Origin of the sequence: Anaeromyxobacter dehalogenans 2CP-1 (genome assembly GCF_000022145.1) — a bacterium.
Lineage (GTDB): Bacteria > Myxococcota > Myxococcia > Myxococcales > Anaeromyxobacteraceae > Anaeromyxobacter > Anaeromyxobacter dehalogenans.
In genome coordinates, this window is the sequence record NC_011891.1 from 3,992,165 (window position 1) to 4,016,717 (window position 24,553).

25 protein-coding genes are annotated in these 24,553 nt (G+C 75.7%); 15 read left to right on the top strand and 10 right to left on the bottom strand.

Translation table 11 applies throughout. The features are described 5' to 3' along the window. The first annotated feature begins 4 nt into the window (after positions 1 to 4). Both A2CP1_RS18005 and A2CP1_RS18010 read left to right on the top strand, forming a co-directional pair. Positions 5 to 1,162, top strand: a complete 1,158-nt coding sequence (locus A2CP1_RS18005) for a homogentisate 1,2-dioxygenase (protein ID WP_015934686.1) — start codon at positions 5 to 7, stop codon at positions 1,160 to 1,162. Between the two features lie 48 nt (positions 1,163 to 1,210). Next, positions 1,211 to 1,675 carry a hypothetical protein gene (locus tag A2CP1_RS18010; protein ID WP_015934687.1) on the top strand — a complete coding sequence of 155 codons (465 nt, stop codon included), beginning with the start codon at positions 1,211 to 1,213 and terminating at the stop codon, positions 1,673 to 1,675. A 58-nt stretch (positions 1,676 to 1,733) separates the two neighbouring features. On the opposite strand, the gene A2CP1_RS18015 is transcribed toward A2CP1_RS18010, so the two are convergent. Together A2CP1_RS18015 and A2CP1_RS18020 are read right to left on the bottom strand one after the other, a co-directional pair. After that, positions 1,734 to 2,342, bottom strand: a complete 609-nt coding sequence (locus tag A2CP1_RS18015; protein ID WP_015934688.1) for a hypothetical protein — start codon at positions 2,340 to 2,342, stop codon at positions 1,734 to 1,736. A gap of 139 nt (positions 2,343 to 2,481) precedes the next feature. Beyond that, a complete protein-coding gene (locus tag A2CP1_RS18020; RefSeq protein ID WP_011422475.1) occupies positions 2,482 to 3,018 on the bottom strand; it encodes a hypothetical protein in 537 nt (178 codons plus the stop codon). 341 nt (positions 3,019 to 3,359) lie between these two features. Here A2CP1_RS18020 and alr point away from each other — a divergent pair, with 341 nt between their 5' ends. Then, a complete protein-coding gene (gene alr, locus A2CP1_RS18025) occupies positions 3,360 to 4,538 on the top strand; it encodes an alanine racemase (protein ID WP_041450550.1) in 1,179 nt (392 codons plus the stop codon). A gap of 13 nt (positions 4,539 to 4,551) precedes the next feature. Here alr and A2CP1_RS18030 read toward each other — a convergent pair whose 3' ends face one another. After that, positions 4,552 to 5,613 (bottom strand): branched-chain amino acid aminotransferase, encoded by a 1,062-nt coding sequence (locus A2CP1_RS18030; RefSeq protein ID WP_015934690.1) that lies wholly within the window; start codon positions 5,611 to 5,613, stop codon positions 4,552 to 4,554. A gap of 84 nt (positions 5,614 to 5,697) precedes the next feature. Here A2CP1_RS18030 and A2CP1_RS18035 point away from each other — a divergent pair, with 84 nt between their 5' ends. Then, positions 5,698 to 6,213 carry a MarR family winged helix-turn-helix transcriptional regulator gene (locus A2CP1_RS18035; RefSeq protein ID WP_245529834.1) on the top strand — a complete coding sequence of 172 codons (516 nt, stop codon included), beginning with the start codon at positions 5,698 to 5,700 and terminating at the stop codon, positions 6,211 to 6,213. On the opposite strand, the gene A2CP1_RS18040 is transcribed toward A2CP1_RS18035, so the two are convergent. Together A2CP1_RS18040 and A2CP1_RS18045 are read right to left on the bottom strand one after the other, a co-directional pair. Then, positions 6,110 to 6,601, bottom strand: coding sequence for a DUF4442 domain-containing protein (locus A2CP1_RS18040; RefSeq protein WP_015934692.1), 492 nt, complete (start codon positions 6,599 to 6,601; stop codon positions 6,110 to 6,112). The genes A2CP1_RS18035 and A2CP1_RS18040 overlap by 104 nt on opposite strands. 242 nt (positions 6,602 to 6,843) lie before the next feature. Further along, a complete protein-coding gene (locus A2CP1_RS18045; protein WP_015934693.1) occupies positions 6,844 to 7,395 on the bottom strand; it encodes a GNAT family N-acetyltransferase in 552 nt (183 codons plus the stop codon). 91 nt (positions 7,396 to 7,486) lie between these two features. Between A2CP1_RS18045 and A2CP1_RS18050 the strand changes: the two genes are divergently transcribed. The 3 genes from A2CP1_RS18050 (at position 7,487) to A2CP1_RS18060 (ending at position 10,893) form a co-directional block, all read left to right on the top strand. After that, positions 7,487 to 7,873: a hypothetical protein gene (locus tag A2CP1_RS18050; protein ID WP_012527495.1), complete on the top strand. Its 387-nt coding sequence runs from the start codon at positions 7,487 to 7,489 to the stop codon at positions 7,871 to 7,873. 301 nt (positions 7,874 to 8,174) lie between these two features. Then, the gene (srmL, locus tag A2CP1_RS18055; protein WP_015934694.1) at positions 8,175 to 9,311 is read left to right on the top strand and encodes a PheS-related mystery ligase SrmL; all 1,137 of its coding nucleotides are present in this window, start codon (positions 8,175 to 8,177) and stop codon (positions 9,309 to 9,311) included. A 94-nt stretch (positions 9,312 to 9,405) separates the two neighbouring features. Then, positions 9,406 to 10,893 (top strand): amidase, encoded by a 1,488-nt coding sequence (locus A2CP1_RS18060; RefSeq protein WP_015934695.1) that lies wholly within the window; start codon positions 9,406 to 9,408, stop codon positions 10,891 to 10,893. Here the strand turns inward: A2CP1_RS18060 and A2CP1_RS18065 are convergent. From A2CP1_RS18065 to A2CP1_RS18075, 3 genes are all read right to left on the bottom strand, one after another. Next, on the bottom strand, positions 10,883 to 12,712 hold the full coding sequence (locus tag A2CP1_RS18065) for an SLC13 family permease (protein WP_015934696.1): 1,830 nt from the start codon (positions 12,710 to 12,712) through the stop codon (positions 10,883 to 10,885). The two genes, A2CP1_RS18060 and A2CP1_RS18065, sit on opposite strands and share 11 nt — an antisense overlap. A gap of 16 nt (positions 12,713 to 12,728) precedes the next feature. Beyond that, entirely contained in the window at positions 12,729 to 13,163 is a 435-nt protein-coding gene (locus tag A2CP1_RS18070) for an RsbRD N-terminal domain-containing protein (RefSeq protein WP_015934697.1), read from the bottom strand. A 67-nt stretch (positions 13,164 to 13,230) separates the two neighbouring features. After that, entirely contained in the window at positions 13,231 to 13,956 is a 726-nt protein-coding gene (locus A2CP1_RS18075; protein WP_015934698.1) for a hypothetical protein, read from the bottom strand. Between the two features lie 60 nt (positions 13,957 to 14,016). Here A2CP1_RS18075 and A2CP1_RS18080 point away from each other — a divergent pair, with 60 nt between their 5' ends. Then, a complete protein-coding gene (locus tag A2CP1_RS18080) occupies positions 14,017 to 14,562 on the top strand; it encodes a hypothetical protein (protein WP_015934699.1) in 546 nt (181 codons plus the stop codon). Here the strand turns inward: A2CP1_RS18080 and A2CP1_RS18085 are convergent. After that, positions 14,559 to 15,533, bottom strand: a complete 975-nt coding sequence (locus A2CP1_RS18085) for a histone deacetylase family protein (RefSeq protein WP_015934700.1) — start codon at positions 15,531 to 15,533, stop codon at positions 14,559 to 14,561. The genes A2CP1_RS18080 and A2CP1_RS18085 overlap by 4 nt on opposite strands. A gap of 187 nt (positions 15,534 to 15,720) precedes the next feature. On the opposite strand from A2CP1_RS18085, the gene A2CP1_RS18090 reads away from it, so the two are divergent. Beyond that, complete coding sequence (locus tag A2CP1_RS18090) at positions 15,721 to 16,392, top strand: DUF6064 family protein (RefSeq protein ID WP_015934701.1); 672 nt, start codon at positions 15,721 to 15,723, stop codon at positions 16,390 to 16,392. 32 nt (positions 16,393 to 16,424) lie between these two features. Beyond that, the gene (gene ppnP, locus A2CP1_RS18095; RefSeq protein WP_015934702.1) at positions 16,425 to 16,706 is read left to right on the top strand and encodes a pyrimidine/purine nucleoside phosphorylase; all 282 of its coding nucleotides are present in this window, start codon (positions 16,425 to 16,427) and stop codon (positions 16,704 to 16,706) included. 45 nt (positions 16,707 to 16,751) lie between these two features. Here ppnP and A2CP1_RS18100 read toward each other — a convergent pair whose 3' ends face one another. Next, positions 16,752 to 17,222: a hypothetical protein gene (locus A2CP1_RS18100; RefSeq protein WP_015934703.1), complete on the bottom strand. Its 471-nt coding sequence runs from the start codon at positions 17,220 to 17,222 to the stop codon at positions 16,752 to 16,754. Positions 17,223 to 17,348: 126 nt separating this feature from the next. Between A2CP1_RS18100 and A2CP1_RS18105 the strand changes: the two genes are divergently transcribed. The 5 genes from A2CP1_RS18105 (at position 17,349) to A2CP1_RS18125 (ending at position 24,417) form a co-directional block, all read left to right on the top strand. Beyond that, positions 17,349 to 18,590, top strand: coding sequence for an SMP-30/gluconolactonase/LRE family protein (locus tag A2CP1_RS18105; protein WP_015934704.1), 1,242 nt, complete (start codon positions 17,349 to 17,351; stop codon positions 18,588 to 18,590). A gap of 101 nt (positions 18,591 to 18,691) precedes the next feature. After that, positions 18,692 to 22,324 carry a DNA polymerase III subunit alpha gene (gene dnaE, locus A2CP1_RS18110; RefSeq protein WP_015934705.1) on the top strand — a complete coding sequence of 1,211 codons (3,633 nt, stop codon included), beginning with the start codon at positions 18,692 to 18,694 and terminating at the stop codon, positions 22,322 to 22,324. A gap of 72 nt (positions 22,325 to 22,396) precedes the next feature. Beyond that, on the top strand, positions 22,397 to 23,164 hold the full coding sequence (locus tag A2CP1_RS18115; RefSeq protein WP_015934706.1) for a sulfite exporter TauE/SafE family protein: 768 nt from the start codon (positions 22,397 to 22,399) through the stop codon (positions 23,162 to 23,164). After that, positions 23,161 to 23,430, top strand: coding sequence for a DUF1634 domain-containing protein (locus A2CP1_RS18120; protein WP_012527509.1), 270 nt, complete (start codon positions 23,161 to 23,163; stop codon positions 23,428 to 23,430). Before A2CP1_RS18115 ends, A2CP1_RS18120 begins: the two co-directional genes overlap by 4 nt. A gap of 459 nt (positions 23,431 to 23,889) precedes the next feature. Beyond that, positions 23,890 to 24,417, top strand: a complete 528-nt coding sequence (locus tag A2CP1_RS18125) for a helix-turn-helix transcriptional regulator (RefSeq protein ID WP_174315306.1) — start codon at positions 23,890 to 23,892, stop codon at positions 24,415 to 24,417. Positions 24,418 to 24,553 lie beyond the last annotated feature (136 nt).

The window sequence follows — 24,553 nt, forward strand, 5'->3', positions numbered from 1 at the left end:
GCGGATGCTCGACCGGATCGTCCAGGGAGAGGTGCCGCGCAAGCACCACCTCGCGTTCCGCGACGCGGAGGGGCGGCTCCTCCACGAGGAGGCGTACACCCGCGCCGGCTTCGACGGACCGTACGCGCTGCTCTACCACCGCAACCGGCCGCACGCGGTCCACGCCGCCCAGGCCCGGAACGGCTTCCCCCTGCCGCAGCCCGCGCCGGCGCGGGCGCTGCTGAAGCGCCACTACCGCACCCAGGACCTCGCGGCGCGCGGCGGGCCGCCGGTCGACGCGCGGCGCCCGCTCCTGTTCAACGCCGACGTGGTGGTCGGCCTGGTGACGCCCACCTCCGAGGACCCGGTCTACTTCGCGAACGGCGACGGCGACGACCTCTACTTCGTCGCCGAGGGGGGCGGCCTGCTGCGCTCGCCCATGGGCGACCTGCGCTTCGGGCAGCACGACTACGTCTACGTGCCGAGGGGCCTGCTGCACCGGTTCGTGCCCGATGCCGGGCCGCAGCGCTGGCTGTCGCTCGAGCTCCCCGGCGGCATGCACCTGCCGGCGCAGTGGCGGAACGAGACCGGCCAGCTCCGCATGGACGCCCCCTACTCCCACCGCGACTTCCGGCGGGTGGAGCTGAAGGGCCCGGTGGACGAGGGCCTCCGCGACCTGGTGGTGAAGCGGGCCGGCGCGTTCCACGGGTTCCGCTACGACGCGTCGCCGCTCGACGTGGTGGGGTGGGACGGCGCGCTCTACCCGTTCGCCTTCCCCATCCTGAACTTCCAGCCGCGGGCCGGGCTGGTGCACCTGCCGCCGACGTGGCACGGCACCTTCGCGGCGCGCGGCGCGCTGGTCTGCTCGTTCGTGCCGCGGGTGACCGACTTCCACCCGGAGGCCGTGCCCTGCCCCTACCCGCACGCCTCGGTGGACGTGGACGAGATCCTGTTCTACGTGCGGGGGGAGTTCACCAGCCGCCGCGGCGTCGGCCCGGGCTCGATCTCGCACCACCCCGCCGGCACCATGCACGGCCCGCACCCCGGCGCCTACGAGGCGTCGATCGGCACGCGCAGCACGAACGAGCTGGCGGTGATGCTCGACTGCTACCTGCCGCTGCAGCCCACGGCGATCGCGCTCGGCATCGAGGACCCCGGCTACCAGGAGAGCTTCGTCGGCTGACGCGGCGCCCCTCCCCCCGGCGGCGCGCATCCGCTATGGTGTCCCGCCATGCCCTTCCGCGTCGCCCGCCCGCCCACGCCGCCGGTCACCCGCTACCGCGGCCTCGTCGAGCACCTCGGCTTCCGCCTGAAGCGCTACGCGTCGGTCGAGGCCGGGGAGCCGTTCGCGGAGGAGCGCTTCCGGAGCGGCCGCGGCCTGGCGCTGTCGGCGCTCCCCGAGCCGGCGGTGCAGCACGACCGGCCGGGCGTGGGGCTCGTCCTCGAGCACCAGCTCCCGGAGCTGGACCGGGTCACGATCGCGTGGTGGGACCGCGAGCGCGAGCTGCCGCTGCGCGTGATCGTGGGCGACGACGCCGGCTGGCGGCCGGCGCGCGAGGGCGAGTCGCTCTGCGTGTGGGATCTCGCGATCGTGGCCGCGGAGCGCGACGCCTACCTCGAGACCGTGCTCACGCCGGGCGGCGGCGGGATCGACGCGTACCTGGCGCGCGCCTGGGACGGCGCGCTGCGCGCCTGACCGGCGACGCGCGCCGCCCGCGGCCGTCGGACGGCCGCGAGCGGTGGCGCCGGACGGGCTACTTCCCCTCGACGGCCTTCCGGGTCTCCTCGGCCTTCTCGGCCGCCTCGGCGGCCTTCTCGCCGCCCTTGGCGGCGGCCGCCTTCGCCTTCACGGCCGCGTCGGACGCCCCCTCGTCGGCCTTCTGCCCCGCCTTCACGCCGGCGGCCTTCGCCTTCGCGGCGGCCTGGTGGCCCTTCTTCTTGCCGTGCGCGGACGCGGCGGCGGCCTTCGCCTGGCCCTTCGCGGCGGCGGCCTCGGCCTTCGCCTTGCCCTCGGCGACGCCCTTCGGCTCGCCGACCGGCGCCATCGCCTCGCCGCCCGCCGCCTGCTCCTGCTGCATGGCCTCGGCGGCGGACTTCGCCTCGAGCGCCTTCGCCTCGGCGGCGGTCCGGCGCGATCTCACCTTCGCGGCGGCGGCGTCCTTCTTCGCGCCGGCCTTGGCCTCGGCCTGCTTCACCTCGCCGTCCGCCTTCGCGGCGGCGGCGGTGACGTGCTCGGTGGCGTGCGCGTCGGCCTTCGCCCTGGCGGCGTCGACCTCGGCGCTGGACGGCATGGACGGGACCTGCGCGCGGGCGGTGCCGGCGAGGGCGAGGGCTGCGAGGGCGGCTGCGAGCATGAGGCGCATGGCGGGACTCTCCGCGGGACGGGTGCACTGTGCGTGGAACCGGAACCCCGGAACGCTAGCACCCGCCCACGGGTCACGCCACCGCCGTCGCGTCCTCCTGCGCTTCGCGGGAGACGCTCAGGGGTGCGGCGCGGACGGGCTACGCCGCGCCGCCCGCGCCCCGCGCCATCTCCAGCAGGCGCTGGGTGGAGATCGGGATCTTCAGGCCGCGGCCGCCGTTCTCGAGGAACAGGCGCAGCCCGTAGTCGTAGTGGCGCTTCACCGCGTTCAGGATCGACTCGTGGAGCGGCTGGAGCGCCTCGGGCGTCGGCTCCGCCATCTCGAAGTCCTCCATCCCGAACAGCGAGATGATGTAGCGGGTCTCGAGCTTCTTGAAGCGGATCTCGAGCAGGATCGAGTCGCGCCCCTTCGGCTCCTCCAGCGCGAGCCGCAGCCCGACGTGCCAGAAGCCGTCCTCGCCGAGGTGGATGGCGTCCTCGATCTTCTGCGTGGGCTCGCCGTTCGCGCCGGGGGAGACCGGCTCGTAGCCGACCAGCTCCCGCGGCCAGCCCGAGTACTCGATGAGCCCGCGCGAGAGCGTCGCGGCGAACAGCACGCACTCGGAGCGGTAGCCGGCGAACCCGGCGCGCGCCTGCTCGAGCGACTCACACAGATCCTGGTAGCGGCTGCGGCTCATGCGCTTCCTCCCGTGCTTGGGCGGCCGAACGCCCGGTCGAAGGGCCGGCAGGGTAACACGCGTGGGCGCCCGCGCGCGCGTCCCGGCGCGGCGCCACCTGACGCACCGCGCTGCCTTCTCCTGTCCAGAATTCCGGCGTGGGCCGGAGCGCCGCCCATTCGCGAGGGGCCCTGCTGCGGCGCACGCTGGCTGCCTGCGCCGGGCAGACTCGTCCCTGCGCTGCTCGACGTGCCTGCGGGCACGCCTGCGCTGCTCGGTCCTCGTGTGCCCAGGCTCGGCGACGCCATCGTGTGCCTCGCGACGGGCCCCTCGCAAACGGGAGGCGCTATAAGATGCCCGCCATGTCCATCGTCCCCTCAACCTGGGGTGGCCGGCCCGTGTGGGCCGAGATCGACCTCGACGCCCTCGCCCACAACGTTCGCCTCCTCGCCGCGCGTGCCTCGCCGGCCCGCCTCTATGCCGTGGTGAAGGCGAACGCCTACGGGCACGGCGCGGTGGCGTGCGGGCGGGCAGCGCTGGAGGCCGGCGCCCACGGCCTCGCGGTGGTGTGCGTGGACGAGGCCGAGGAGCTGCGCCGCGCCGGGGTGGAGGCGCCGCTGCTCGTCATCGGGAACACCCCGGCCAGCGACGCGGCGCGGGTGGTCGCGCTCCGCCTCCGGCCCGCCGTCGGCGCCATGGACCTGGTGGAGGCGCTCTCGGCCGAGGCCCGCCGCCGCGGCGCGGAGGTCCCCATCCACCTCGAGCTGGAGAGCGGGCTGAACCGCCACGGCCTCCCGCCCGACGCGCTGGTGGCGCTGGCCGAGCGGGCGCGCGCGCTCCCCGGCCTCCGGGTCGAGGGCCTGTTCACCCACTTCGCCGCGGCGGAGGAGGGCGACCAGCGCTTCACGCGCGCCCAGTTCGAGGTGCTGCGCGAGACCTCGCGCCGGCTGCCCTGGGTGCCCGAGCGCCACTGCTCCGCCTCGGCCAGCATCCTGCTCGACCACGAGATGGCGCTCGAGGCGGTCCGGGGCGGGCTCTCGCTGTACGGCTACCGGCCCGCGCCCTGGTGCGGGACCGACGCCGACCTGCGCCCGGTGATGTCGCTCCGCGCCCGGGTGGCGCGCGTCTCGGACGTGGACCGCGGCGCCACCGTCGGCTACGGCCGCACCTGGGCCGCGAACCGCCCCACCCGCGTGGCGCTGGTCATGTGCGGCTACGCCGACGGGTACCGGCGCAGCTTCGGCAACCGGACCCAGGTGCTGGTGCACGGCCGCCGCGCGCCGGTGGTGGGCCGCGTCGCCATGGACATGTGCATGGTGGACGTCACCGCGGTGCCCGGCGTGGCCCCCGGCGACGTCGTGACGCTCATCGGCCGCGACGGCGACGAGCGGGTGGACGCGGACGACCTCGCCACCATCGCCGACACGATCTCCTGGGAGATCCTGGCCGGCATCTCCGCCCGCGTGCCGCGCCTCTACCTGCGCGGCGGGCGCGCGGTGGAGGCGAGCACGCTGGTGGATCGGGCGCCGGTCGCGATCTAGCCGCGCCTCCCCGCTACACCGGCTCGAGCCAGCCGTGCGGATCCGGCGCCTCGCCGCGCTGGACGGCGTGCACGGCCGCGCGCAGCCGCTCGCCGACCGACTGCGGGCCGGGCGCGGGGAGGACGAGCTGCCGCCCGTCCCAGGCGAGCTCGCCGATGGGCGCCACCACCGCCGCGGTGCCGGTGCCGAACAGCTCCTCGAGCGCCCCGGCGGCGTGCGCGCGCTCCAGCTCCGCGAGCGAGACCCGGCGCTCCTCGACCGGCACGTTCCAGTCGCGCAGCAGCGTGATGACGCAGTCGCGGGTGATGCCGGCGAGGATGGTGCCCTCGAGCGCGGGGGTGACCACCGTCGCCCCGAGCTTCGCGAACACGTTCATGGTCCCGATCTCCTCGAGATCGGCGTGCCGGGCCGCGTCGAGCCAGAGCACCTGGTCGTACCCGTGCGCCTTCGCCTCCTCGCCCGCGAGCAGGCTGGCCACGTAGTTCGCGGCCGCCTTGGACGCGCCGATGCCGCCCTGCGCGGCGCGGGCGCGCGCCCGCTCGACCCAGATGCGCAGCGCGTGGGCGCCGCCCGAGAAGTAGGCGCCCACCGGCGAGACGATCACGAGCAGCGTGTACGTCTTGGAGGGCCGCACGCCCAGGAACGCCTCGGTCGCGAACATCACCGGCCGCACGTACAGCGCGGTGCCGGGCGACTCCGGCAGCCAGCCCGCGTCGGTGCGGAGCAGCGCGCGGATCCCCTCCAGCACGATGCCCGGCTCCGGCGCCGGCATGCTGAGCCGGCGCGCGCTCGCCGCGAGCCGCGCCAGGTTCGCCTCCGGCCGGAACAGGCGCATGCCGCCGTCGCGGTGCCGGAACGCCTTCAGCCCCTCGAAGATGGCCTGCCCGTAGTGCAGCACCGAGGCGGCCGGATCGATCGAGAGCGGCCGGTACGGCTCGACCCGCGGCGCGTGCCAGCCCTTCCCCTCGGACCAGTCGATCCGGAACAGGTGGTCGGTGAAGTGGCGGCCGAAGCCGAGGTCGGCGTCGGCGGGGTGCGGCTTCGGGCTGCGGGTGCGCTCCACGGGGATGCCCATCGTGTCCTCCGCTCGCCCGGTGCTACACTGGTGCGCCGGCGCGGCTCAGGTCAATGCCGTTGACGTATTACAGCCGCCCGGACCGTGAGCGTCAACATGATCGACCCGACGGACCCGCTCGACGACGCGTCCCAGCTCCTGTTCTTCGCGTTCCGCAACCTCACCGCGGAGCCGGACCGGATCCTGGCGGAGCGCGGCCTCTCGCGCGTCCACCACCGCGTCCTGTACTTCGTGCGGCGCGACCCCGGCCTCTCGCCCGGCGACCTGCTGCGCATCCTGCGCGTGTCGAAGCAGGCGCTGGCGCGCCCGCTGCGCGAGCTGCTCGCGCACGGGCTGATCGCGTCGGCGGCGGTGCCGGACGACCGCCGGCGCAGGGCGCTCACGCTCACCGCGCGCGGCGCGGCGCTGGAGCGCCGCGTCTCCGGGGCGCAGCGGCGCCTGTTCGCGGGCGCGTTCCGGGCGGCGGGGCCGGCGGCGGCGGACGGCTGGCGCGACATCATGGCGACGCTCGGAGATCGGGCGACCGCGCGCGCGGCTCGCGCCGGCGCACGTAGAGGAGCTTCTCGACCCGCGCGTGCGGCGTCCCCGTCGCGTCGGTGAGCTCCACCGCGTAGCTCCGGTCCACCGACCGCTCCGTGCGGAGCGCCGCGCGGATCGCGTCCAGCTCGGCCTCCTCGAGCGTGAAGCGGGCCGCCAGCGTCCCGCGGCCGGGCTTCAGGAACCGGATGCTCGCGGCCTTGTCCCAGACCACGTAGTCCGGTCCGAGGTTCCGGATCAGCATCAGCATGTAGATCGGGTCGACCGCCGCGTACATGCTGCCGCCGAAGATCGTCCCGACGTAGTTGCGCGTGCGCCAGCCGAGCGGCAGCTCCAGCCGGACCTCGCGCCAGTCCGCGGCGATGTAGCGGATCCGGGCGCCGGTCCCGGCGTAGGCGGGGAACAGGCCGAAGGCGAGCCGCTCGAGACGCGTCCGGAGGGACTCTGGCACGCCCCGGGATTAGCGGTCCGGCGCGGCGCGGTCGCGGGCCCGCATGGGCTGCCCGGGAGCGCGAGCGCCCGCCGGGCTCGAGAGCGCGTGAATCCATCCCCGGACCGAGCCAGGCGGTCGAGCCGCGAGCAGCGCGAGGCGCGACGACCGAGCATGCCCGTCGGCATGTGAAGGAGGAGCAACGAAGCGTTGCGACGCGGATCGGCCGCCGCGGCGACGGGAGGGGATGGGTTCACGTGCTCTCAAGCTGCCCCGCGCCCGCGCGGCTGGCCGTCGACGGTGGGCACGGCGAGGTCGCGCCGGAGCACGGTCACGTCGTTCACCAGCCGGCCCGCGCGCACCCGCGCGCTCGCCATCGGCGAGAACCCCATCCGCTCCCAGAACGCCCGCGCGCGCGGGTTCTGGGCCTGCACCATGAGCTGCACCGCCCGCGTGCCGGCCCCGCGCAGCTCGCGCTCCAGCTCGGCGAGCAGCGCCGCCCCCAGCCCGCGGGACCGGGACGCCGGCTCGAACAGCATCAGGCCGATCCAGGTGATCCCGCGCTGGGGCCAGCCGTCGGTCGCGTCCACCAGCCCCGCCAGCGCGCCGCCGCCCGCGGCCACCCCGATCAGCCGCCGGCGATCGAACCGCGGCGGCAGATCCTGCAGCAGCCACTCCGCCTCGTCGTCGCGCGGCGCGCGGCCGTGGATGAGCGCCCACCACTCGGCGCACCGCTCCAGCAGGTCCTGGATGCGCGGCAGATCGCGCGCGCCCAGCTCCTGGAGCTCCAGCCCGGCTGCGCGGAAGTGATCCATCGCGGCCTCGACCCGCGCCGGCGCGGCGTGCGCCGTGCGCCCCGCGCGCGATCGGCCCCGCGCGCGGACCTTCGACGCTATATTCCCACCCATGCCCGTCACCGTCGAGACCGGCTCGACCCTCACGTTCGATCGCTTCTGGCGCTGGCTCAAGCGCCACCCCAACTGCATCCTGCGCGCCGGGACCCCGGACACGTTCCTGTACGACCAGGAGGACCTGCACTGGCACCTCGAGGAGGACGAGGAGCGGGTGCCGGTGGTCCAGCTCTCCCGCGGCAAGCAGACCCTCGCCGAGATCGCCATCGAGGCGCGCGAGGTGCTGTTCGTGCAGGTGCTCCCCGACCCGGACGGCGACGCCGGGCAGTTCCTGTTCGAGCTGATCGGGGGCAGCGGGGACGAGCCCTACCCCGTCTACCACTTCGTCCTCGCGCACGGCTTCGACGAGGAGACCGGTCACCGCGCGCAGCTCAAGCAGTGAGCGGGCGTTGCGCCGGCGCCCGCCGGCGGATATCCTCGTGACGTGGTCCTCCTGAGCGCGATCGCGCGTCGATATTGCGGCCCCTCGTCCCGGCCCGGTGCCCGGACGAGCCCGTGTGCGCGTCGATTTAGCGGCCCTCCGTCCCGGCCCGGTGCCTGGACGGACCCGCTCGCGCGGTGAGCAGGGGCCGCTCCGCACCATCGAGATCGTTCGGGCCGTGGCGGGGGGAGTCGTCGCTCCACCCTTCCATCCACGGGCGCGCCCGCCGCGCGGCGCGCCGCCGCCTCTCGAGGTCCGAACCATGTCGAAGCTCCCCGTCCTGTCCCCCGGCGCGCTGGAACGCGCGCTCGCCCTCCGCGATCTCACCGACCCGGCGCAGGGGCCGCACGCCGTGCAGCTCGTGCTGCGCAAGGTGGTGGACGCGCTCTCCGGCGCCTGGCGCTGCCCGGTCGCCGTCGAGCGCGCCAGCCCGGTGGTCGCGGTCGCCGACAACTACGACCGGCTCCACTACCCGCCCGGCGGCGCGGCCCGCGACGCGCGCCACACCCGCTACGTCTCCGACACGCACCTGCTCCGCACCCAGACCACCGCCCTGGTGCCGCCGGCGCTCCGCAGGCTCGCCGCGGCGCCGCCGCAGGACGTGCTGCTGGTCTGCCCGGGCATGGTGTACCGGCGCGACGCCATCGACCGCCTCCACACCGGCGAGCCGCACCAGGTGGATCTGTGGCGGATCCGCCGCGGCCCGCCGCTCGGCGTGCACGAGCTGGCGGAGATGATCGCCGGCGCGGTCCGGGCGGTGCTGCCCGAGCTCACGCTCTCCGTGGTGCCATCGCCGCACCCGTACACGCGCGAGGGCCGCCAGATCGACGTCCGCGTGCGCGGCGAGTGGATCGAGATCGGCGAGTGCGGCCTCGTCACGCCCGAGGTGCTCGCCGAGGCCGGGCTGCCCGAGGACGCGAGCGGGCTCGCCATGGGGCTCGGGCTCGACCGCCTGGTGATGCTGGCGAAGGGGCTCGACGACATCCGCCTGCTCCGCTCCGACGACCCGCGCATCGCGGCCCAGATGCAGGACCTCTCGCCGTGGCGGCCGGTGTCGCGCCACCCGCCGATGCGCCGCGACCTCTCGGTGGCGGTGGCGGCGGACGCGGGCGCGGAGGCGCTCGGCGACCGCGTGCGCGAGGCGCTCGGGCCGCGCGCCGCCGACGTCGAGGACATCGAGGTCCGGTCGGAGACGCCCTGGGAGGCGCTGCCGGAGTCGGCCCGGGCGCGGCTGGGGATGCGCCCGGGACAGAAGAACGTGCTGCTCCGGCTCGTGCTGCGCGCGCTGGGGCGGACGCTCACCGACGACGAGGCCAACCGGCTCCGCGACGCCGTCTACGCCGCGGTGCACGAGGGCACCGAGCACGCCTGGGCCTGCGGCGCGGTCCCCGCCTCCTAGCTTCCGCCCCCGGCGGGGGTGCGGAGGCCCGCGGGCACCCCGCGCCCCGGCCCGGGGCTATCCTGGGAGGTGACGTCCCCCGGGAGGCCACGCCGTGCGACTGCCGGAGTACGACCGCCTCGACGCGCTCGGCCTGGCCGAGCTGGTCGCGCGCCGCGAGGTGTCCGCGCCCGAGCTGCTGGAGGCGGCGCTGGAGCGCGCCGACCGGCGCAATCCGTCCATCAACGCCATCGTCGCCCGCTACGACGACGAGGCCCGCGCCCGCGCCCGCGGCCCGCTCCCCGCCGGCCCGCTCTCGGGTGTCCCGTTCCTGCTGAAGGACCTGCTGGCCGCGTGGAAGGGCCACCCGTACACCTGCTCCTCGCGGCTGCTGGCCGGGTTCGTGGCGCCGGAGGACGCGGAGACGGTGCGCCGGTTCCAGGCGGCCGGGCTGGTGCTGTTCGGGCAGACCAACACGCCGGAGCTGGGCGTCATGGGCGTCACCGAGCCGGCGCTGCGCGGGCCGACGCGGAACCCGTGGAACCCGGCGTTCACCTCGGGCGGCTCGTCGGGCGGGAGCGCGGCGGCGGTGGCGGCGCGGATCGTCCCCGCCGCGCACGGCAACGACGGCGGCGGCTCGCTGCGCATCCCGGCGTCCGTGTGCGGGCTGTTCGCGCTGAAGGCGACGCGCGGGCGCGTCACGCTGGCGCCGGCGTTCGGCGAGGCGCTGGGCGGGTTCGCGATCGACGGCGTGCTGACGCGCTCGGTGCGCGACTCCGCGGCGCTGCTCGACGCCATCGACGGCCCGGCGCCGGGCGATCCGTACGCGGCGCCGCCGAAGGAGCGACCGTTCCTCGCCGAGGTGGGCGCGCCGCCGGGGCGCCTGCGCATCGCGTTCACGCGCGAGGGCCTGTTCGCGCGCTCCACCGACGCGGAGTGCGCCGCGGCGGTGGACGCGGCGGCGCGGCTGCTCGCCGACCTCGGGCACGAGCTGGTCGAGGCGCGCCCGAAGTTCCCGCGCGACGCGCTGGCGCGGGCGTACCTGGTGACGCTCGCGGCGCAGACCGCGGCCGACGTCGCGCTCGCCGCCCGCCACGCGGGCCGCCGCCCGCGCGCCGGGGACCTCGAGCCGGAGACGGCCGCGCTCGCGGCGGGCGGCCGCGCGCTCTCGGCGCAGGACCTGGTGCTGGCCCGCGTCGAGCTGGAGCAGGCCTCGCGGGGCGTGGCGGCGTTCTTCGAGCGGCACGACGCGCTGCTCACGCCCACGCTGGCGCGCCCGCCGGTCCGGGTCGGGGCGCTGGCGGCGCGCTCGCACGAGCGGCTCGCGCTGCGGCTGGTGGCCCGCCTCGGCTCGCGCCGGCTGCTGGAGCGCCTCTTCGACGAGCTGGGCAGCCGCTCGTTCGACGCCACCGGCAACACCATGCTGTTCAACCAGACCGGCCAGCCGGCGATGAGCCTGCCGCTCCACTTCAGCCGCGAGGGCCTGCCCATCGGCGTGCAGGTGGTGGGGCGCTTCGGGGCCGAGGCGACGCTGTTCCGGCTCGCGGCGCAGGTGGAGCAGGCCGCGCCGTGGGCCGGCCGGGCGCCGCCGCTCAGCGCGTGAACGGCCAGATCAGCGGGACGCCCAGGGTGAGCAGCGCCACGATCGCGAGCGTGAGCGGGGTCCCCACGCGCACGAAGTCCGAGAAGCGGTACCGGCCCGCCCCGTAGACCAGCATCGACGCCGGCTCGAGCGGGGTCACGAACGAGCAGGAGCCGGCCAGCGTCACGCCGATCGCGAACGGGCGCGGGTCCACGCCGAGCCGGTGCGCCGCGGCGACGGCGATGGGCAGCATCACCAGCGCGGCGGCCTGGTTGCTCATGGGCGCGGAGAGCACGATGGTGAGCACCACCAGCGCGAGCAGCACGCCGCGCGGGCCCGCCGCCGCCCCCGCCTCCGCCAGCCGCTCCCCGAGCAGCCGCCCCGCGCCGCTCGCCTCCATCGCGAGGCCGAGCGCAAGCATCGACCCCACCAGCAGCACCACGCGCCAGTCCACCCGCAGCGCACGCCGCGCGTCCACGCAGCCGGTGAAGATCATCGCGAGCAGCCCGGCCAGCCCGGCCACCGCCATGGGCAGCAGGCCGGCGGTGCCCACCGCCAGCGCGCCGAGGAAGATCGCCGCCGCGAGCAGCGCCTTGCGCCGGCGCAGCGGCTCCGCGTCCACGCCGCTCAGGACGAGGAGCACGCCGCCGTCGGCGAGGGCGCGGACGCGCTCCCGCAGGCCGCGCAGCAGCAGCAGGTCGCCCGCGGCGATGGGGAGCGCGGCGATGGACGCGGCGCGGCGGCGGCCGCCCGCGAGGAGCTGCAGCTTGGTGAGGCGCTGCACGGCGGGGCGGCGGTGGATGCCCAGCACCTCCAGCCCGAGCTGCGCCCCGAGGTCCGCGTCGGCGACCACCTTGCCGGCCAGCCGCGAGCCGGGCGGCACCGACGCCTCCACCACCACCGGCGCGTCCGGCGCGCCGGGCGCGCGCGCCGGCGCGGACTCCGCCGTGGCGCCGGGCGGCGTGCCGCCGGTGCCGAGCGCCACCCCGGGCGCGCCCGCGGCCTCGACGATCTCCTCCCGGCGCCCCTCCACCACCACGCGGTCCTCCGGCGCCAGCACCGCCCCCGGGTCGGGAGGCCGCGGCTCGCCCCGGCGCACCACCGCCACCGGCCGCGCGCCGATGGTCGGCGCCACCTCCGAGAGCGGCTGGCCCACGTGCGGCGAGCCCGCCGGCACCGCCACCTCCGACAGGTAGGCGCGCTCCGGCACCGCGTCGGGCACCACCGGGCGCGCCCCGCGCCGGAGCAAGGGGCGCGCGAGCAGCGCGACCAGCGCGATGCCCACCACGGCGATGGGCAGCCCGAGCGGCGCGAGCTCCACCACCCCGATCCGCCCCAGCCCGGAGCGCGCCATGGCCGCGCTCATCACCAGGTTGGTGGAGGTGCCGAACAGGAGCACCGTGCCGCCCAGCATCGAGGCGTACGCCATGGGCAGGAGCACGTCGCGCTTCGACAGGCCGACGCGCTGCGCGCCGCTCACCGCCACCGGGAGGAACGCGGCGGCGGTCACGGTGTTCGAGACGAAGGCGGAGAACGCGGCCACGGTGACCAGCAGCGCGACCAGGAACGCGACCGGGCCGAACCGGCCGAGCACGGTGAGCCGCTCCCCCACCGCGTTCACCACCCCGGTGGCGGCGAGCCCCTGCGTCATCGCGAGCAGCGTGAAGATGAAGATCACCGTGTCGTCGGAGAACCCCGAGAACGCCTGCTTCGGCGTGAGCACGCGCGTCGCCGCGAGCAGGCACACCACGAGCAGCGAGGTGACCTCGACCGGGACCCACTCGGTCCAGAAGAGCACCAGCGCGAGGAGCACCGTGCCGAGCACCAGGGCCGCCGCCACGCGCCGTCCCCCTCGCTCACGCGCCGGCGGGCGCGGCCGCGTCGCCGGCGCTCCGGTCGCGCACGAACTGGAGCACCACCAGCGCCACCACGTGATCGAGCTCGACCTCCATGCGGCGGACGTCGGCGGGCTCGACGCCCTCCGGCCCCGCCACCCAGGCGTCGAGCAGGCACTCGCGGAGCAGCCCGAGCTCGCCGATCACCTCCACGAGATCGAACCCCTGCGAGACCCGCTCGATGGCGTGGTGGTGCCCGAACGCGTCCCGCTCCTCGTCGGGCGCGCCGCCGTGGTCGAGGCGGTCGGCCAGCCACCGCAGCAGCTCCGGCACCTGGTCGAAGAGCGCCGGCCCGGGCGCCTGCGCCGCGCTGGCGAGCGTCCGCACCCCCGCCTCCCAGGTGGCCAGCACCTCGTCCTGGGTCTCCCGGATCCGCTCCGCCAGCCGGCTCCCCACGCGCGCACCTCCTCGGCAGAGGATGTCCACGCGGCGCCGCCCGCGTCGCCGGGTCCCGGGCGATGGCTCAGCGGGGGGCGGAACGGCCGGGGCCGAGCTCGCCCGCGAGCGCCTGCAGCGCCTCGCGCGTCCCGGGGCCGTCGAGCGCGCGCGCCGGGGCGCGCTGGAGCAGCGCCGCGGCCAGCTCGGCGGAGCCGTCCAGCCAGGCGCTCACGCCGAGCGACGGGCTCCCCTCCTCGCCCAGCAGCACCAGGCCCGCGTGCGCCCGCCAGGTCTCCACCCGGACCTCGCGGATCCGCGTCCACCGGAGCAGCGCGGCGGGGCGGCCGCGCAGGCGCAGCTCGAGGCCGTCCTCGCCGAGGCGGAAGGCGCGGCCGGAGCGCAGCGCGCTCGCGACCAGGAACACCACCCCCAGCGCGACGAGGCCCGCCAGGCCGAGGCCGGCCGCGCCGGGTTGCTCGCGCACCGCGCGCACGGCCACCGCGCCGAGCGCGGGCGCGAGCAGGAGCGGGAACGCGAGCCGGCGGGCGATGCCGGCGCGCAGGAGGGCGGCGCCGGACGCGTGGCGCGGCGCCCGGGCCCGCGGCGGCCGGCGCACCGCGACCATCAGCAGCGCGAACCAGCCGAAGAGCGCCGCGGCCTGCGCGGCGAGCGCGACGTCCGCGCGCCCGTCGCCACGCCCCCACAGCACCGCCGCGCCCACCACGAGCGCGACCGCCGCGACGGACAGCGCCAGGCGCCGGTTCTCCTTCCAGGGGGGCCAGGCGGCGCGGCGGCGGCGGGCGAGCGGCATGGGCGCGGAGTCTAGCAGCCGCGGTTCCCGGTCCGGCATGGAACGTGGCAAGCTGCCGCCATGGAAGCGGCGCTGAACCGGCTCGAGGCCCGGGTCCTCGTGTACGTGATGGAGCACGTCCCCGCCGCGGGCGGCGGGCGCGCGGTCGAGGTCGCGCTCGACCCGGAGGGCCCGCCGGCCGTGTTCGCGTCGGCACCGCTCGCGCCCAGCCCGGGCGCGGCGGTGGTGTTCACGCTCGGCCGGACCGGCCGCCGCGTGGTCGCCACGCTCACCGACGCGGACCCGATGGTGGTCGGCACGCTGCTCGCGCGCGTGGAGCGGGTGGCGCCCTTCGGCGACGCGGTCCGGATCCTCCCGTTCGCCGACCCCGCGCTGGCGGAGGCCGGGCGCGCCGGGGTGGCGCTGCTCCCGCCGAGCGCCGGCCGCTGGTTCCCGGACCTGCCGGACGCGATCCGCTTCGACGCGGAGCTGGTGCAGGTGTCGATGGCCGCGTTCCTCTCGCCGCATGAGCTCGCGGAGGCGCAGGCCCACGGCCCGGCGGCGCTGCTGGCCGCGTTCGGGCGCGGCGAGCGCGACCTCATCCGCTTCGGCGCGCGCCCGCGCTAGGCCGCCGGCAGCCCCGCCAGCGCCCGCACCACCTGCACCACGCCCTGGCCCAGCCGCGGCGGGACGTAGCCGCCCTCCAGCACCGCCGCGATCCGGTCGCAGCCCGCGGCGGCGCACCGCGCCAGCAGCGTCCGCGTCATCGCGTGCAGGTCGGCGGGCTCGAGGTGCAGGCCGCCCTCCGGGTCGCCCTCCAGCGGGTCGAAGCCGGCCGAGAGCAGCACCAGGTCCGGCTGGAACTCGGCGAGCGCCGCCGCCAGCCCCTCCTCGAAGAGCCGACGCTGCTCGGGGGCGCGCGTGCCGTGCGGCACCGCCACGTTGCGGGTGGTCCCCTCGCCCGCGCCGGCGCCGCGCTCCTCCGGCGCGCCGGTGTGCGGGTAGTGCGGCCACAGGTGCACCGAGAGCACGTAGACGGCGGGGTCCTCCCAGAAGATGGACTGCGTGCCGTCGCAGTGGTGGACGTCCCAGTCCACCACGAGCACCCGCCGCGCCAGCCCCGCCGCCTGGACCGCGCGCGCCGCGATCGCGACGTTGTTGAGCAGGCAGTACCCGCCGCCGCGGTCCGCCCAGGCGTGGTGGCCCGGCGGCCGGACCAGCGCGAACGCCGCCCCCGCCTCGCCGCGCGCCACCCGCTCGGCCGCCTCGATGGCCGCGCCGGCGGCGGCCACCGCCGCGCGCCAGGAGCCCGCCGACACCGGCGTCTCCGGCTCGAGCCAGTCGAGCATCCGGGTGCGCGCCGCCGCCTCCACGTGGGCGCGCACGCGGGCGAGGTGCCCGGGGGTGTGGACGCGCAGCAGCGCCTGCTCGGTCGCCCGCGCCGCCTCGACGCGCACCAGCACGTCCGGCCCGAGCGCGGCATCCTCCGCGAGCGCCTCCAGCGCGGCCTCGAGCCGCGCCAGGCGCTCCGGGTGTCCGGGGCCGGGATCGTGGGCCTGGCAGTCGGGGTGTGAGACGAGGAGGACGCGCCGAGGCATGGTTCGGCGCGCACCATACTCCCGGCGAGCGGGCGGGGGAACCCCGGCCGGCCCGTGCGCCCAGTTCACTGTCCGTCACACTGGCCCTCCGCCGGTCCCACCGGACCGCCCACGATCGGGTCGCCACGCCGAGGGCGCTCGACGCCGCCGCGCGGCGGTGCGCCTGCTGGGGAGCCGGAGGTGGCCCATGGGCGTCCCCTTCACCTCGCAGCAGCTCCTGGACGCGTTCGAGCAGTTCAACCGCGCGATCTGGCCCATGCCGCTCGTCGCCTACGCGCTCGCGCTCCTCGCGCTGGTGCTCGCGGTGCGCGGCGGGCGGGGCGCCAGCGCCGCGACCGCGCTCGTGCTCGCGTTCCTGTGGGCCGCGGCGGCCGCCTTCCACGCGAGCGCCCTCGCGCGCGTGTCCTCGCTCGCGCCGGCGTTCGCCGCGGCGTTCGTGGTGCAGGCGGTGCTGTTCGCGATGGCCTCGGCGCGCGGCTGGCTGTCGTTCCACGCCCGGCCCGGCGGGCTCACCACCGCCGGCCTGTCGCTCATGCTCTACGCGGCGGCCGTCTACCCGCTCGTCGGCGCGCTCGCCGGGCACGCCTACCCGCGCGCGCCCGCGTTCGGCGTCACGCCCTGCCCGAACACGATGTTCACGCTCGGGCTCCTGCTGCTCACCGACCGCCCGGTGCCGCGCCGCCTGCTGGTGATCCCGTTCCTGTGGTCGCTCGTGGGCATCCCGGCCGCGCTCGACCTGGGCATGACCGAGGACCTCCCGCTGCCGTTCACCGGCGTGCTCGCCACCGGCCTGCTGCTCGGCCGCGATCGCCCGCGGGTCCACCGCCGCCCCGCGGCCGGGGGCGCGGGCGCGCGTTGACCGGCGCGAACGCCGCGTGCTTCCATCCGGCCATGCTCACGCACAAGACGTTCTTCGAGGGTCAGGTCCAGAGCATCGGGTTCGAGCGCAACGGCCGCCGGCAGACCGCCGGCGTGGTGGACGTGGGCGAGTTCCACTTCGGCACCGAGGCGCCGGAGCGCATGACCGTGGTCTCGGGCGAGCTGTGGGCGCGCCTGCCGGGCGAGGCCGGGTTCCGCGCCTTCCCCGCCGGCACCTGCTTCGAGATCCCGGGCCGGAGCGGCTTCGACGTGAAGGCGACCGCGCCGGCGGCCTACGTCTGTGAATTTCTGTAGCGCGCAACCGCGCCCTCGCCCCGCCGGGCGGAGCTCGCCGCGGCGCTAGCTCCCGCGCGCCGGGCTCGAGCGCGCGCCGCGCAGCAGCTCCTTCACGACGTGCGCGCCGAGCGCGCGCAGCCCGTCCTCGAGCAGCGCGCGGCCCGGCCCGGCCGCGAGCGTGGCGCGCATCGACTCCGGGGCGATGCCGATCTCCAGATCGAGCCGGACCAGCGCGGCGGAGACCGCCGGCGTCGAGGGCGCCGGCCGGGCGCGGCCGCCGCGCGTCACCACGCCCGCGGAGAGCCGGTCCATGAGCGCGTCCTCCGAGGTGCGCGGCCCCTGCGCGTCGCGGAGCGCGTCGGACACCCCGGCGTAGAGCTCGTCGAGCGCCGCCGGCGCGGCGAGCGCGCGCGAGAGCCGGTCGGTGGCCTCCTCCTCGTCCACGCCGCGCGCGGCGGCGTACGTGGGCACGAGGAGGCGCACGAGGTCCTTGCGCGGCAGGACGCCGGGGAGGCGGCGGGAGAAGTGGGCCACACGACACAGTTAGCACGCGCCGGCCGCGACCGCAGCCCGCCCCCGGCGCGCCCCGGGCGTGGCCGCGCCCGTCACATCGCCCGCGCCGGCGCATCGGTCCGGGGAGCCCCTTCACGTGAGGTGACCATGGCCCCCGCCGCGCGCCCGACCCCTGCCCGTCCGTTCCCGATCGCGCTGCTCGCCGCCGCGGCCGTCGCCGCCGCCGGCTGCCAGCACGCGCCGGCCGCGCCGGGCGCCGCCGCGAGCCCGGCTGCGCCCGCCGTCGTGGCGGCCGCTGGCGGCGCCGCGCCCGAGGATCCCGGCGACCCCGGCCTCCCCTACCTGCGCGCCTGGCTCGCCGCCCGCGAGGGCGATGCCGACGGCGCCCTGGCGCTGCTCCGGTCGCTGGACGAGGCCGGCTGGTCGAACGGGATGGATCCCGTCGACTTTCCCGAGCTGGCCGGGCGGCCCGAGCTGGAGGCCCTCGCGGCCCGGTTCGCCGCGCGGGTCCCCAGGACGCCGCACGCGCCGCTCGCGGCCACGCTCTCCGAGCCGGGGCTGGTGGCGGAGGGCATCGCGGCCGACCCGCGCGACGACGCGCTCTACGTCGGGAGCATGCGGCTCCGGAAGATCGTGCGGGTCGATCCGGGCGGATCGACCCGCGACCTCGTGACGGGCGGGGTGGACCAGGTGCTGGGGATCAAGGTGGACGCCGCGCGCGGCCTGCTCTGGGCGGCCTCCCTCGCACGCGCCGACGCGGCCACCGGGACGCCGGCGCGCACCCGCCTCCTCGCGTTCGACCTCGCCACCGGCGCCGCGCGGCGGAGCGCCGGGCTCGACGGGCCGGGCCACATGCTGAACGACCTCGCCGTCGCCGAGGACGGGACGGTGTACGTGACCGACAGCGAGGGCGGCGAGGTGTGGCGCCTCGATCCCGGCGCCGCCGCGCTGGTGGCCGCCGGCGGCGGGCGGCGCTGGGTGTACGCGAACGGCATCGCCTTCGCCGAGGGCCGCCTCCTCGTCGCCGACGCGACCGGCCTGTGGGACCTGCCGCGCGACGGCGGCGCGCCTCGCCGCCTGCGCGGCCCCGGCCGCTTCCCGCTGACCGGCATCGACGGCCTCTCCGCCGCGGGACGGACGCTCGTCGCCGTCCAGAACGGCGCCGGCTTGCCGCGCATCGTCCGCCTCGAGCTCGAGCCCGGCGCCGCCGGCGTCCGGACGGCCGAGGTGCTCGAGACCGCCAACCCCGGCTGGCACGTGCCCACCACCGGCGCCCTGCTGCCGGGCGCGTTCGTCTACATCGGCAACAGCCACGTGGACGGGTGGAAGGACGGGAAGCTCGCGCCCGCCGGGATGGAGCCGACGCGGATCTACCGGCTGGCGCGGTGAGCGCGCGCGAACGACCTGCGACGGCGCGGAATTCCCTCTTTTCCGCTGCCCACTTCCGGCGCCTTCCGCCTGTCACCCCCGCCTGCTAGACATCGGGCCCGATGCCCGACTTCGTCCACCTGCACCTGCACACCCTGTACTCCCTCCTCGACGGCGCCATCCGCATCAAGGACCTGCTGAAGACCGTCAAGGCGAAGGGCATGAGCTCCGTGGCCGTGACGGACCACGGCAACCTGTTCGGCGCGGTGGACTTCTACAAGAAGGCGAAGGAAGCCGGGGTGAAGCCCATCCTCGGCATGGAGGCGTACGTCGCGGGCGACAAGGGGCGCACCGACCGCTCCGAGCGCATCGGCCGCCACCTCATCCTGCTCGCGAAGAACGCCGAGGGCTGGGCGAACCTGCGCTACCTCTCCTCGAAGGCCTTCACGGAGGGCTTCTACTACGACCCGCGCATCGACAAGCAGCTCCTGCGCGACCACTCGAAGGGCCTGGTCGGCCTGACCGCCTGCCTGGCGGGCGAGGTGCCGCGCCTGGCGCGGCAGGGCGACATGGACGGCGCGCGGCGGGTGGCGCGCGAGTACCGCGACATCTTCGAGCCGGGCTCGTTCTTCCTCGAGGTCCAGTCGAACGGCATGCGCGAGCAGCTCGACGTCAACGCCAAGCTCGCCCAGCTCGGCCGCGACGAGGGCATCCCGCTCGTCGGCACCGCCGACGCGCACTACGTGAGCCGCCAGGAGGCGAAGGCGCACGAGGTGCTGATGTGCATCGCCTCCAACAAGACGTTCCAGGATCCGAAGCGGCTCCGCCACGACACCGACGGCCTGTTCGTCGCCGGGCCGGACGAGATGGCCGCGGCGCTGCCCGACTTCCGCGAGGCGCTCGACAACACGCTGCGCATCGCCGAGATGTGCAACGTCGAGCTGCCGCTCGGGAAGACGTTCCTGCCCTCCTTCACGCTGCCGGAGGGGATGAGCGAGGACGACTACATCGACAAGCTCGCGCGGGAGGGGCTCGACCGGCGCTTCCGCGAGATCGACGGGAAGTACCCGCACGATCGCGACGTCTACCGGCAGCGGCTGGAGATGGAGCTCGGCGTCATCAAGAAGATGGGGTTCCCGGGGTACTTCCTCATCGTCCAGGACTTCATCAACTGGGCGAAGGAGCACCACATCCCGGTGGGCCCGGGCCGCGGCTCCGGCGCCGGCTCCATCGTGGCCTGGTCGCTGCGCATCACCGACCTCGACCCGCTCCGCTGGCACCTGCTGTTCGAGCGCTTCCTGAACCCGGAGCGCGTGTCGATGCCGGACTTCGACGTGGACTTCTGCCAGAACCGCCGCGACGAGGTGATCCAGTACGTCCGCGGCAAGTACGGCCAGGACAACGTCGGCCAGATCATCACCTTCGGCTCGCTGAAGGCCCGCTCGGTGATCCGCGACGTGGTGCGCGTGATGGGCCTGCCGTTCGCCGAGGGCGACCGGATCGCGAAGCTCGTCCCGGACCCGGTGCAGGGCAAGACGCCGCCGCTCAAGGAGCTGGTGTTCGGCTCGGACAAGATGCCGGCGGAGCCGCGCCTGAAGGAGCTCCACGACAAGCCCGCCGTGATCTCGCAGTGGGTGGACGACAAGGGCGTCCAGAACAAGGTCACCACCAAGGACCTGCTCGACATCGCCATGTCGCTGGAGGGCCTGAACCGCCAGGCCGGCCTGCACGCGGCCGGCGTGGTGATCGCGGACAAGCCGCTGTGGGAGTACGTGCCGGCGTACAAGGACGACAAGTCCGAGATGCTGGTGTCGCAGTTCGCGAAGGAGGAGGTCGAGGCCGCCGGCCTGGTGAAGTTCGACTTCCTCGGCCTGAAGACGCTCACCGTCATCGACGACGCCCTGCGGATGGTGAAGCGGAACCACCCCGAGATGAAGGACTTCGCCGCCAGCGACATCCCCATCGACGATCCGGCCGTGTACGAGCTCATCAGCCGAGGCGACACCGGCGGCGTCTTCCAGATGGAGTCCTCCGGCTTCACCGAGATGGTGGTGAAGATGAAGCCGTCGCGCTTCGAGGACGTCATCGCCGCGGGCGCGCTCTACCGGCCCGGCCCCCTCGACCAGAAGCTCGAGGACGGCCGCACCATGGTGGACGTCTACATCGACCGCAAGCACGGCCGCGAGAAGGTGCAGTACCCGCACCCCAGCCTGGAGAAGGTCCTCGAGCCGACCTACGGCGTGATCGTCTACCAGGAGCAGGTGATGCAGATCTCGCAGGTCCTGGCGGGCTACTCGCTGGGACAGGCCGACCTGCTCCGCCGCGCCATGGGGAAGAAGAAGGCCGAGGTCATGGCCAAGGAGCGCGTCGGCTTCCTCGCCGGCGCGGTCGCGAACGGCGTGGACGAGAAGGTCGCCGGCGGCATCTTCGACCTCATGGAGAAGTTCGCGGCGTACGGCTTCAACAAGTCGCACTCCGCCGCGTACGGTCTGCTCACCGTCCAGACCGCCTGGCTGAAGGCGCACTACCCGGTGGAGTTCATGGCCGCGCTCATCTCGAGCGAGGCCTCCAACACCGACAAGGTGGTGCTCCACATCTCCGAGGCGCGCGCCAGCCAGCTCGAGGTGCTCCCGCCGGACGTCAACGAGTCCGACGCCGCCTTCGGCGCGTTCCCGCCCGGGCCCGAGTCGCCGAAGGGCTCCCGAGGCCGCATCCGGTTCGGCCTCGGTGCGGTGCGCGGCGTGGGCGAGTCCGCCGTGCAGGCCATCGTCGAGGCGCGCGCGTCCGGGCCGTTCAAGTCGCTGTTCGACCTCGCCGGGCGGGTGGACTCGAAGAAGATCAACAAGAAGGTGCTGGAGGCGCTGGTGAAGTCCGGGGCGCTCGACTTCGAGGGCGTGCCGCGCTGGCAGCTCTACTTCGGCATCGATGCCGCCATCTCCGCGGGCGCGTCGGCGCAGGCCGACCGTGCCAGCGGCCAGGCCTCGCTGTTCGGCGCGCTCGCCGCCTCCGCGGCCACCGAGGCGAAGCCGCGCTACCCGAGGCCCGGCGACGCGGTGGGAGAGGTGACGGTGGAGGAGTGGCCCGAGCGCGTCCGCCTCGCGTTCGAGAAGGAGGCGCTCGGCTTCTACCTCACCGGCCACCCGCTGATGGGCTACGAGCGCGAGGTCCGCCGCTACGCCTCCTCCACCTGCGCCGCGGTCGCGCAGAAGCGCCACGGCGACAAGGTCACCGTGGTCGGCGTGGTCGCGTCGCTGCGCGAGCGCATGAACAAGGAGAAGGGCACGCGCTTCGGCTTCCTCACGCTGGAGGACCTCACCGGCACGACGGAGGTCATCTGCTGGGCGTCGCGCCCGGGTCAGAACGGCCGCCCCGCGCAGAAGGGCTGGTCGGACTGGGAGCACTTCGTGAAGGGCGACGAGCCGGTGCTGGTGCACGGCGAGGTGCGGATCAACAACCGCGAGGAGGAGAACCCGCGGGCGGAGATCACCGCGCTCGACATCGAGCCGCTCGCCGCGGTCCGCAACCAGAAGACGAGCGAGATCGCGCTCCGCATCGACGCCGACCGGCTCACCGCCGCCCGCGCCGGCGACCTGAGGACGCTCCTCGGGCGCTTCTCCGGGAGCTGCCCGGTGACGGTTCGCGCCGTGATCCCGGAGCAGACCGAGACCACCATCGCGGTGCCGGTCAAGGTGCAGCCCGCCGACGAGCTGCTCGAATCCGCGCGCAGGCTGGGCTTCGAGGTCGAGCTGCGCTGACGCGTCCTCGCGTGCGGCCCGGCCGAAGGGCCGGTTTCCGGGCACCCGACCGTACGGTAGAGTGGGCGCCCCGTGACCGCCCTCCTGCTCGCCTCCGTCGGCCTCGGCGCCGGCACCCTCGGCGCCCTCATGGGCATCGGGGGCGGCATCATCGTCGTCCCCATCCTCACCGCCGGCTTCGGCCTGCCGTTCCGTCACGCCGTGGCCGTGTCGCTGGTGGTGATCATCGCCAGCTCGTCGTCGGCGGCGGCCTCCTACGTGGACCGCAAGCTCTCCGACATGCGGGTCGGCGTGGTGCTGGAGCTCGCGACCGTCGCCGGCGCCATGCTCGGGAGCGCCGTCGCCGGCCTCGCGCCGGTGGGCCTGCTGAAGGCGCTGTTCGCCGCGGTGGCCGTGTACTCGGCGCTGGTGATGTGGCGGCGGCGTCCGGCCGGCCCGCCGGCCGCCGAGGGCGAGCCGTACGTCGTCCGCCGATGGGGCACGGGCCTCGGCGCGAGCGCGGTGGCGGGCGCCATCTCCGGCCTCATCGGCGTGGGCGGCGGCTTCATCAAGGTGCCGGTGATGACGCTGGCGATGGAGCTGCCGTTCAAGGTCGCGGTGGCGACCTCGAACTTCATGATCGGCGTGACCGCCGCCGCCAGCGCGTACGTCTACTACGCGCGCGGCGATCTCGAGGTCGCCGTGGCCGCGCCGGTGGTGGTGGGCGTGTTCGCCGGCGCGCGGCTGGGCGCGACGCTGCTCGGCCGGATCCCGGCGGCGCGGCTCCAGGCGGCGTTCTCCGCGCTGCTGGTGCTGCTGGGTGGCCGGATGGTGTGGGACGTGCTGCGGGGGCTGCCGTGAACCGCACCGTCTCGCTCGCGCTCTGGGCCGGCACGCTCACCGGCGTCGGCCTCTGCGGCGCGGCCACGCTCGCCTACGCGCTCGACCTCGAGGTGGCGAGCCACCTCGCGCGCCTCGGCGTGATCGCGCTGTTCATCACGCCGCCGCTCCGGCTCGCCGTCGCCGCCGGCGGCTTCTTCTCGGTGGGTGAACGCCGCTTCGGCGCCGCGTCGACCGTGGTGCTGGTCGCGCTGCTCGCCGCCGCGGTCCACGCCGCGCTCCGCTGAGCCGTGGGGCCCACCCGCGGGGCGCGGCAGCGGCGCGAACGCGCGGCCCGGACCGGCGCGCGTGCGTACGTTCCCGGCGGAGCCTCCGCGCATGTCCTGCCCGTTCCTCCGCCGCTCGCACCCGCCCCGCTGCGGCGGGGTCGACGGTCAGGCCCAACCGGTCCCGCACGAAGCGTCAACGTCGCTCTGCCACCGCGCTCATCAGGGGTGCCTCGTGTTCCGGGTGATCCGCGCTACCGGACGCGCAGTGCATCCGTCCGATTTCAGGGCATGGGTTGCCGCTTCCGTCGCACCAGGAAGGACGGGACCCGATGCGCCCACCCCCTCCGACGCAGATGGGTCATAACCCCCCGGAACCCCGAAGGAGATCGCGACGGCTCGCGATGCGAGTGACCACTCGTTCGCAGGGCTGTAGTATGTGGGTCCTGTCTCCACACGGAGGCAAAGGGGGTGCTGGCCATGATGCGAGCGAACGTTCGCGTTCCCGCTCCGCGCGGGGCTGCCGCTCACAGCGACGCGGGTGGGCTGCTGCGCGCCGACCGGCAGGCGGAGGAGATGCTGAAGGTGTTCTTCGCGGACGCCGCCGACGGCGCGCTGGTGCCGGCGGAGCTCCGCGGCCTCACCGACGGGGCCCAGAACGGGCCGCCCGGCGTGCGCCGCACGCTGGTGATGGAGGGCCACGGCGAGCGGCTCCGCATCGAGGTGACCGCCGTCGGGAAGGGCAAGACGCAGCTCCACCTCTGGCGCGAGCCGCTCCCGGAGCCGCTGCAGGTCGGCCCCGAGACCCCGACCGCCACGCCGGCCGACGGCCTCACGCAGCGCGAGCGGGAGGTGGCGCTGCTCGTGGCCGACGGGCTCCGCTCCCGCGAGGTGGCCGAGCGGCTGGGGATCGCCTCCCAGACCGTGAAGAGCCACCTCAAGACCATCTTCGACAAGCTCGGCGTGCGGAACCGCGTCGAGCTCGCGCGGAGGCTGGTGCAGCACTAGCGGCGAGCGGCCCCGGGCCGCTCGCGCCTGGCCTCTCCGGCGGCGTCCGGCGCCGCCGCGACGCCCGTTCCTCGTCCGGTCCTCGCGCGCGTGCGGCGCTTGCCGTTCGCCCGCGCGGGGCGGTAGCGTTCGCGAT

Coding starts and splice junctions, on each gene's coding strand:
- A2CP1_RS18005 (WP_015934686.1), top strand. CDS start 5: ATGCTCGACCGGATCGTCCAGGGAGAGGTGCCGCGCAAGCACCACCTC.
- A2CP1_RS18010 (WP_015934687.1), top strand. CDS start 1,211: ATGCCCTTCCGCGTCGCCCGCCCGCCCACGCCGCCGGTCACCCGCTAC.
- A2CP1_RS18015 (WP_015934688.1), bottom strand. CDS start 2,342: ATGCGCCTCATGCTCGCAGCCGCCCTCGCAGCCCTCGCCCTCGCCGGC.
- A2CP1_RS18020 (WP_011422475.1), bottom strand. CDS start 3,018: ATGAGCCGCAGCCGCTACCAGGATCTGTGTGAGTCGCTCGAGCAGGCG.
- alr (WP_041450550.1), top strand. CDS start 3,360: ATGTCCATCGTCCCCTCAACCTGGGGTGGCCGGCCCGTGTGGGCCGAG.
- A2CP1_RS18030 (WP_015934690.1), bottom strand. CDS start 5,613: ATGGGCATCCCCGTGGAGCGCACCCGCAGCCCGAAGCCGCACCCCGCC.
- A2CP1_RS18045 (WP_015934693.1), bottom strand. CDS start 7,395: ATGGATCACTTCCGCGCAGCCGGGCTGGAGCTCCAGGAGCTGGGCGCG.
- A2CP1_RS18050 (WP_012527495.1), top strand. CDS start 7,487: ATGCCCGTCACCGTCGAGACCGGCTCGACCCTCACGTTCGATCGCTTC.
- srmL (WP_015934694.1), top strand. CDS start 8,175: ATGTCGAAGCTCCCCGTCCTGTCCCCCGGCGCGCTGGAACGCGCGCTC.
- A2CP1_RS18075 (WP_015934698.1), bottom strand. CDS start 13,956: ATGCCGCTCGCCCGCCGCCGCCGCGCCGCCTGGCCCCCCTGGAAGGAG.
- A2CP1_RS18080 (WP_015934699.1), top strand. CDS start 14,017: ATGGAAGCGGCGCTGAACCGGCTCGAGGCCCGGGTCCTCGTGTACGTG.
- A2CP1_RS18085 (WP_015934700.1), bottom strand. CDS start 15,533: ATGCCTCGGCGCGTCCTCCTCGTCTCACACCCCGACTGCCAGGCCCAC.
- A2CP1_RS18090 (WP_015934701.1), top strand. CDS start 15,721: ATGGGCGTCCCCTTCACCTCGCAGCAGCTCCTGGACGCGTTCGAGCAG.
- ppnP (WP_015934702.1), top strand. CDS start 16,425: ATGCTCACGCACAAGACGTTCTTCGAGGGTCAGGTCCAGAGCATCGGG.
- A2CP1_RS18105 (WP_015934704.1), top strand. CDS start 17,349: ATGGCCCCCGCCGCGCGCCCGACCCCTGCCCGTCCGTTCCCGATCGCG.
- dnaE (WP_015934705.1), top strand. CDS start 18,692: ATGCCCGACTTCGTCCACCTGCACCTGCACACCCTGTACTCCCTCCTC.
- A2CP1_RS18125 (WP_174315306.1), top strand. CDS start 23,890: ATGATGCGAGCGAACGTTCGCGTTCCCGCTCCGCGCGGGGCTGCCGCT.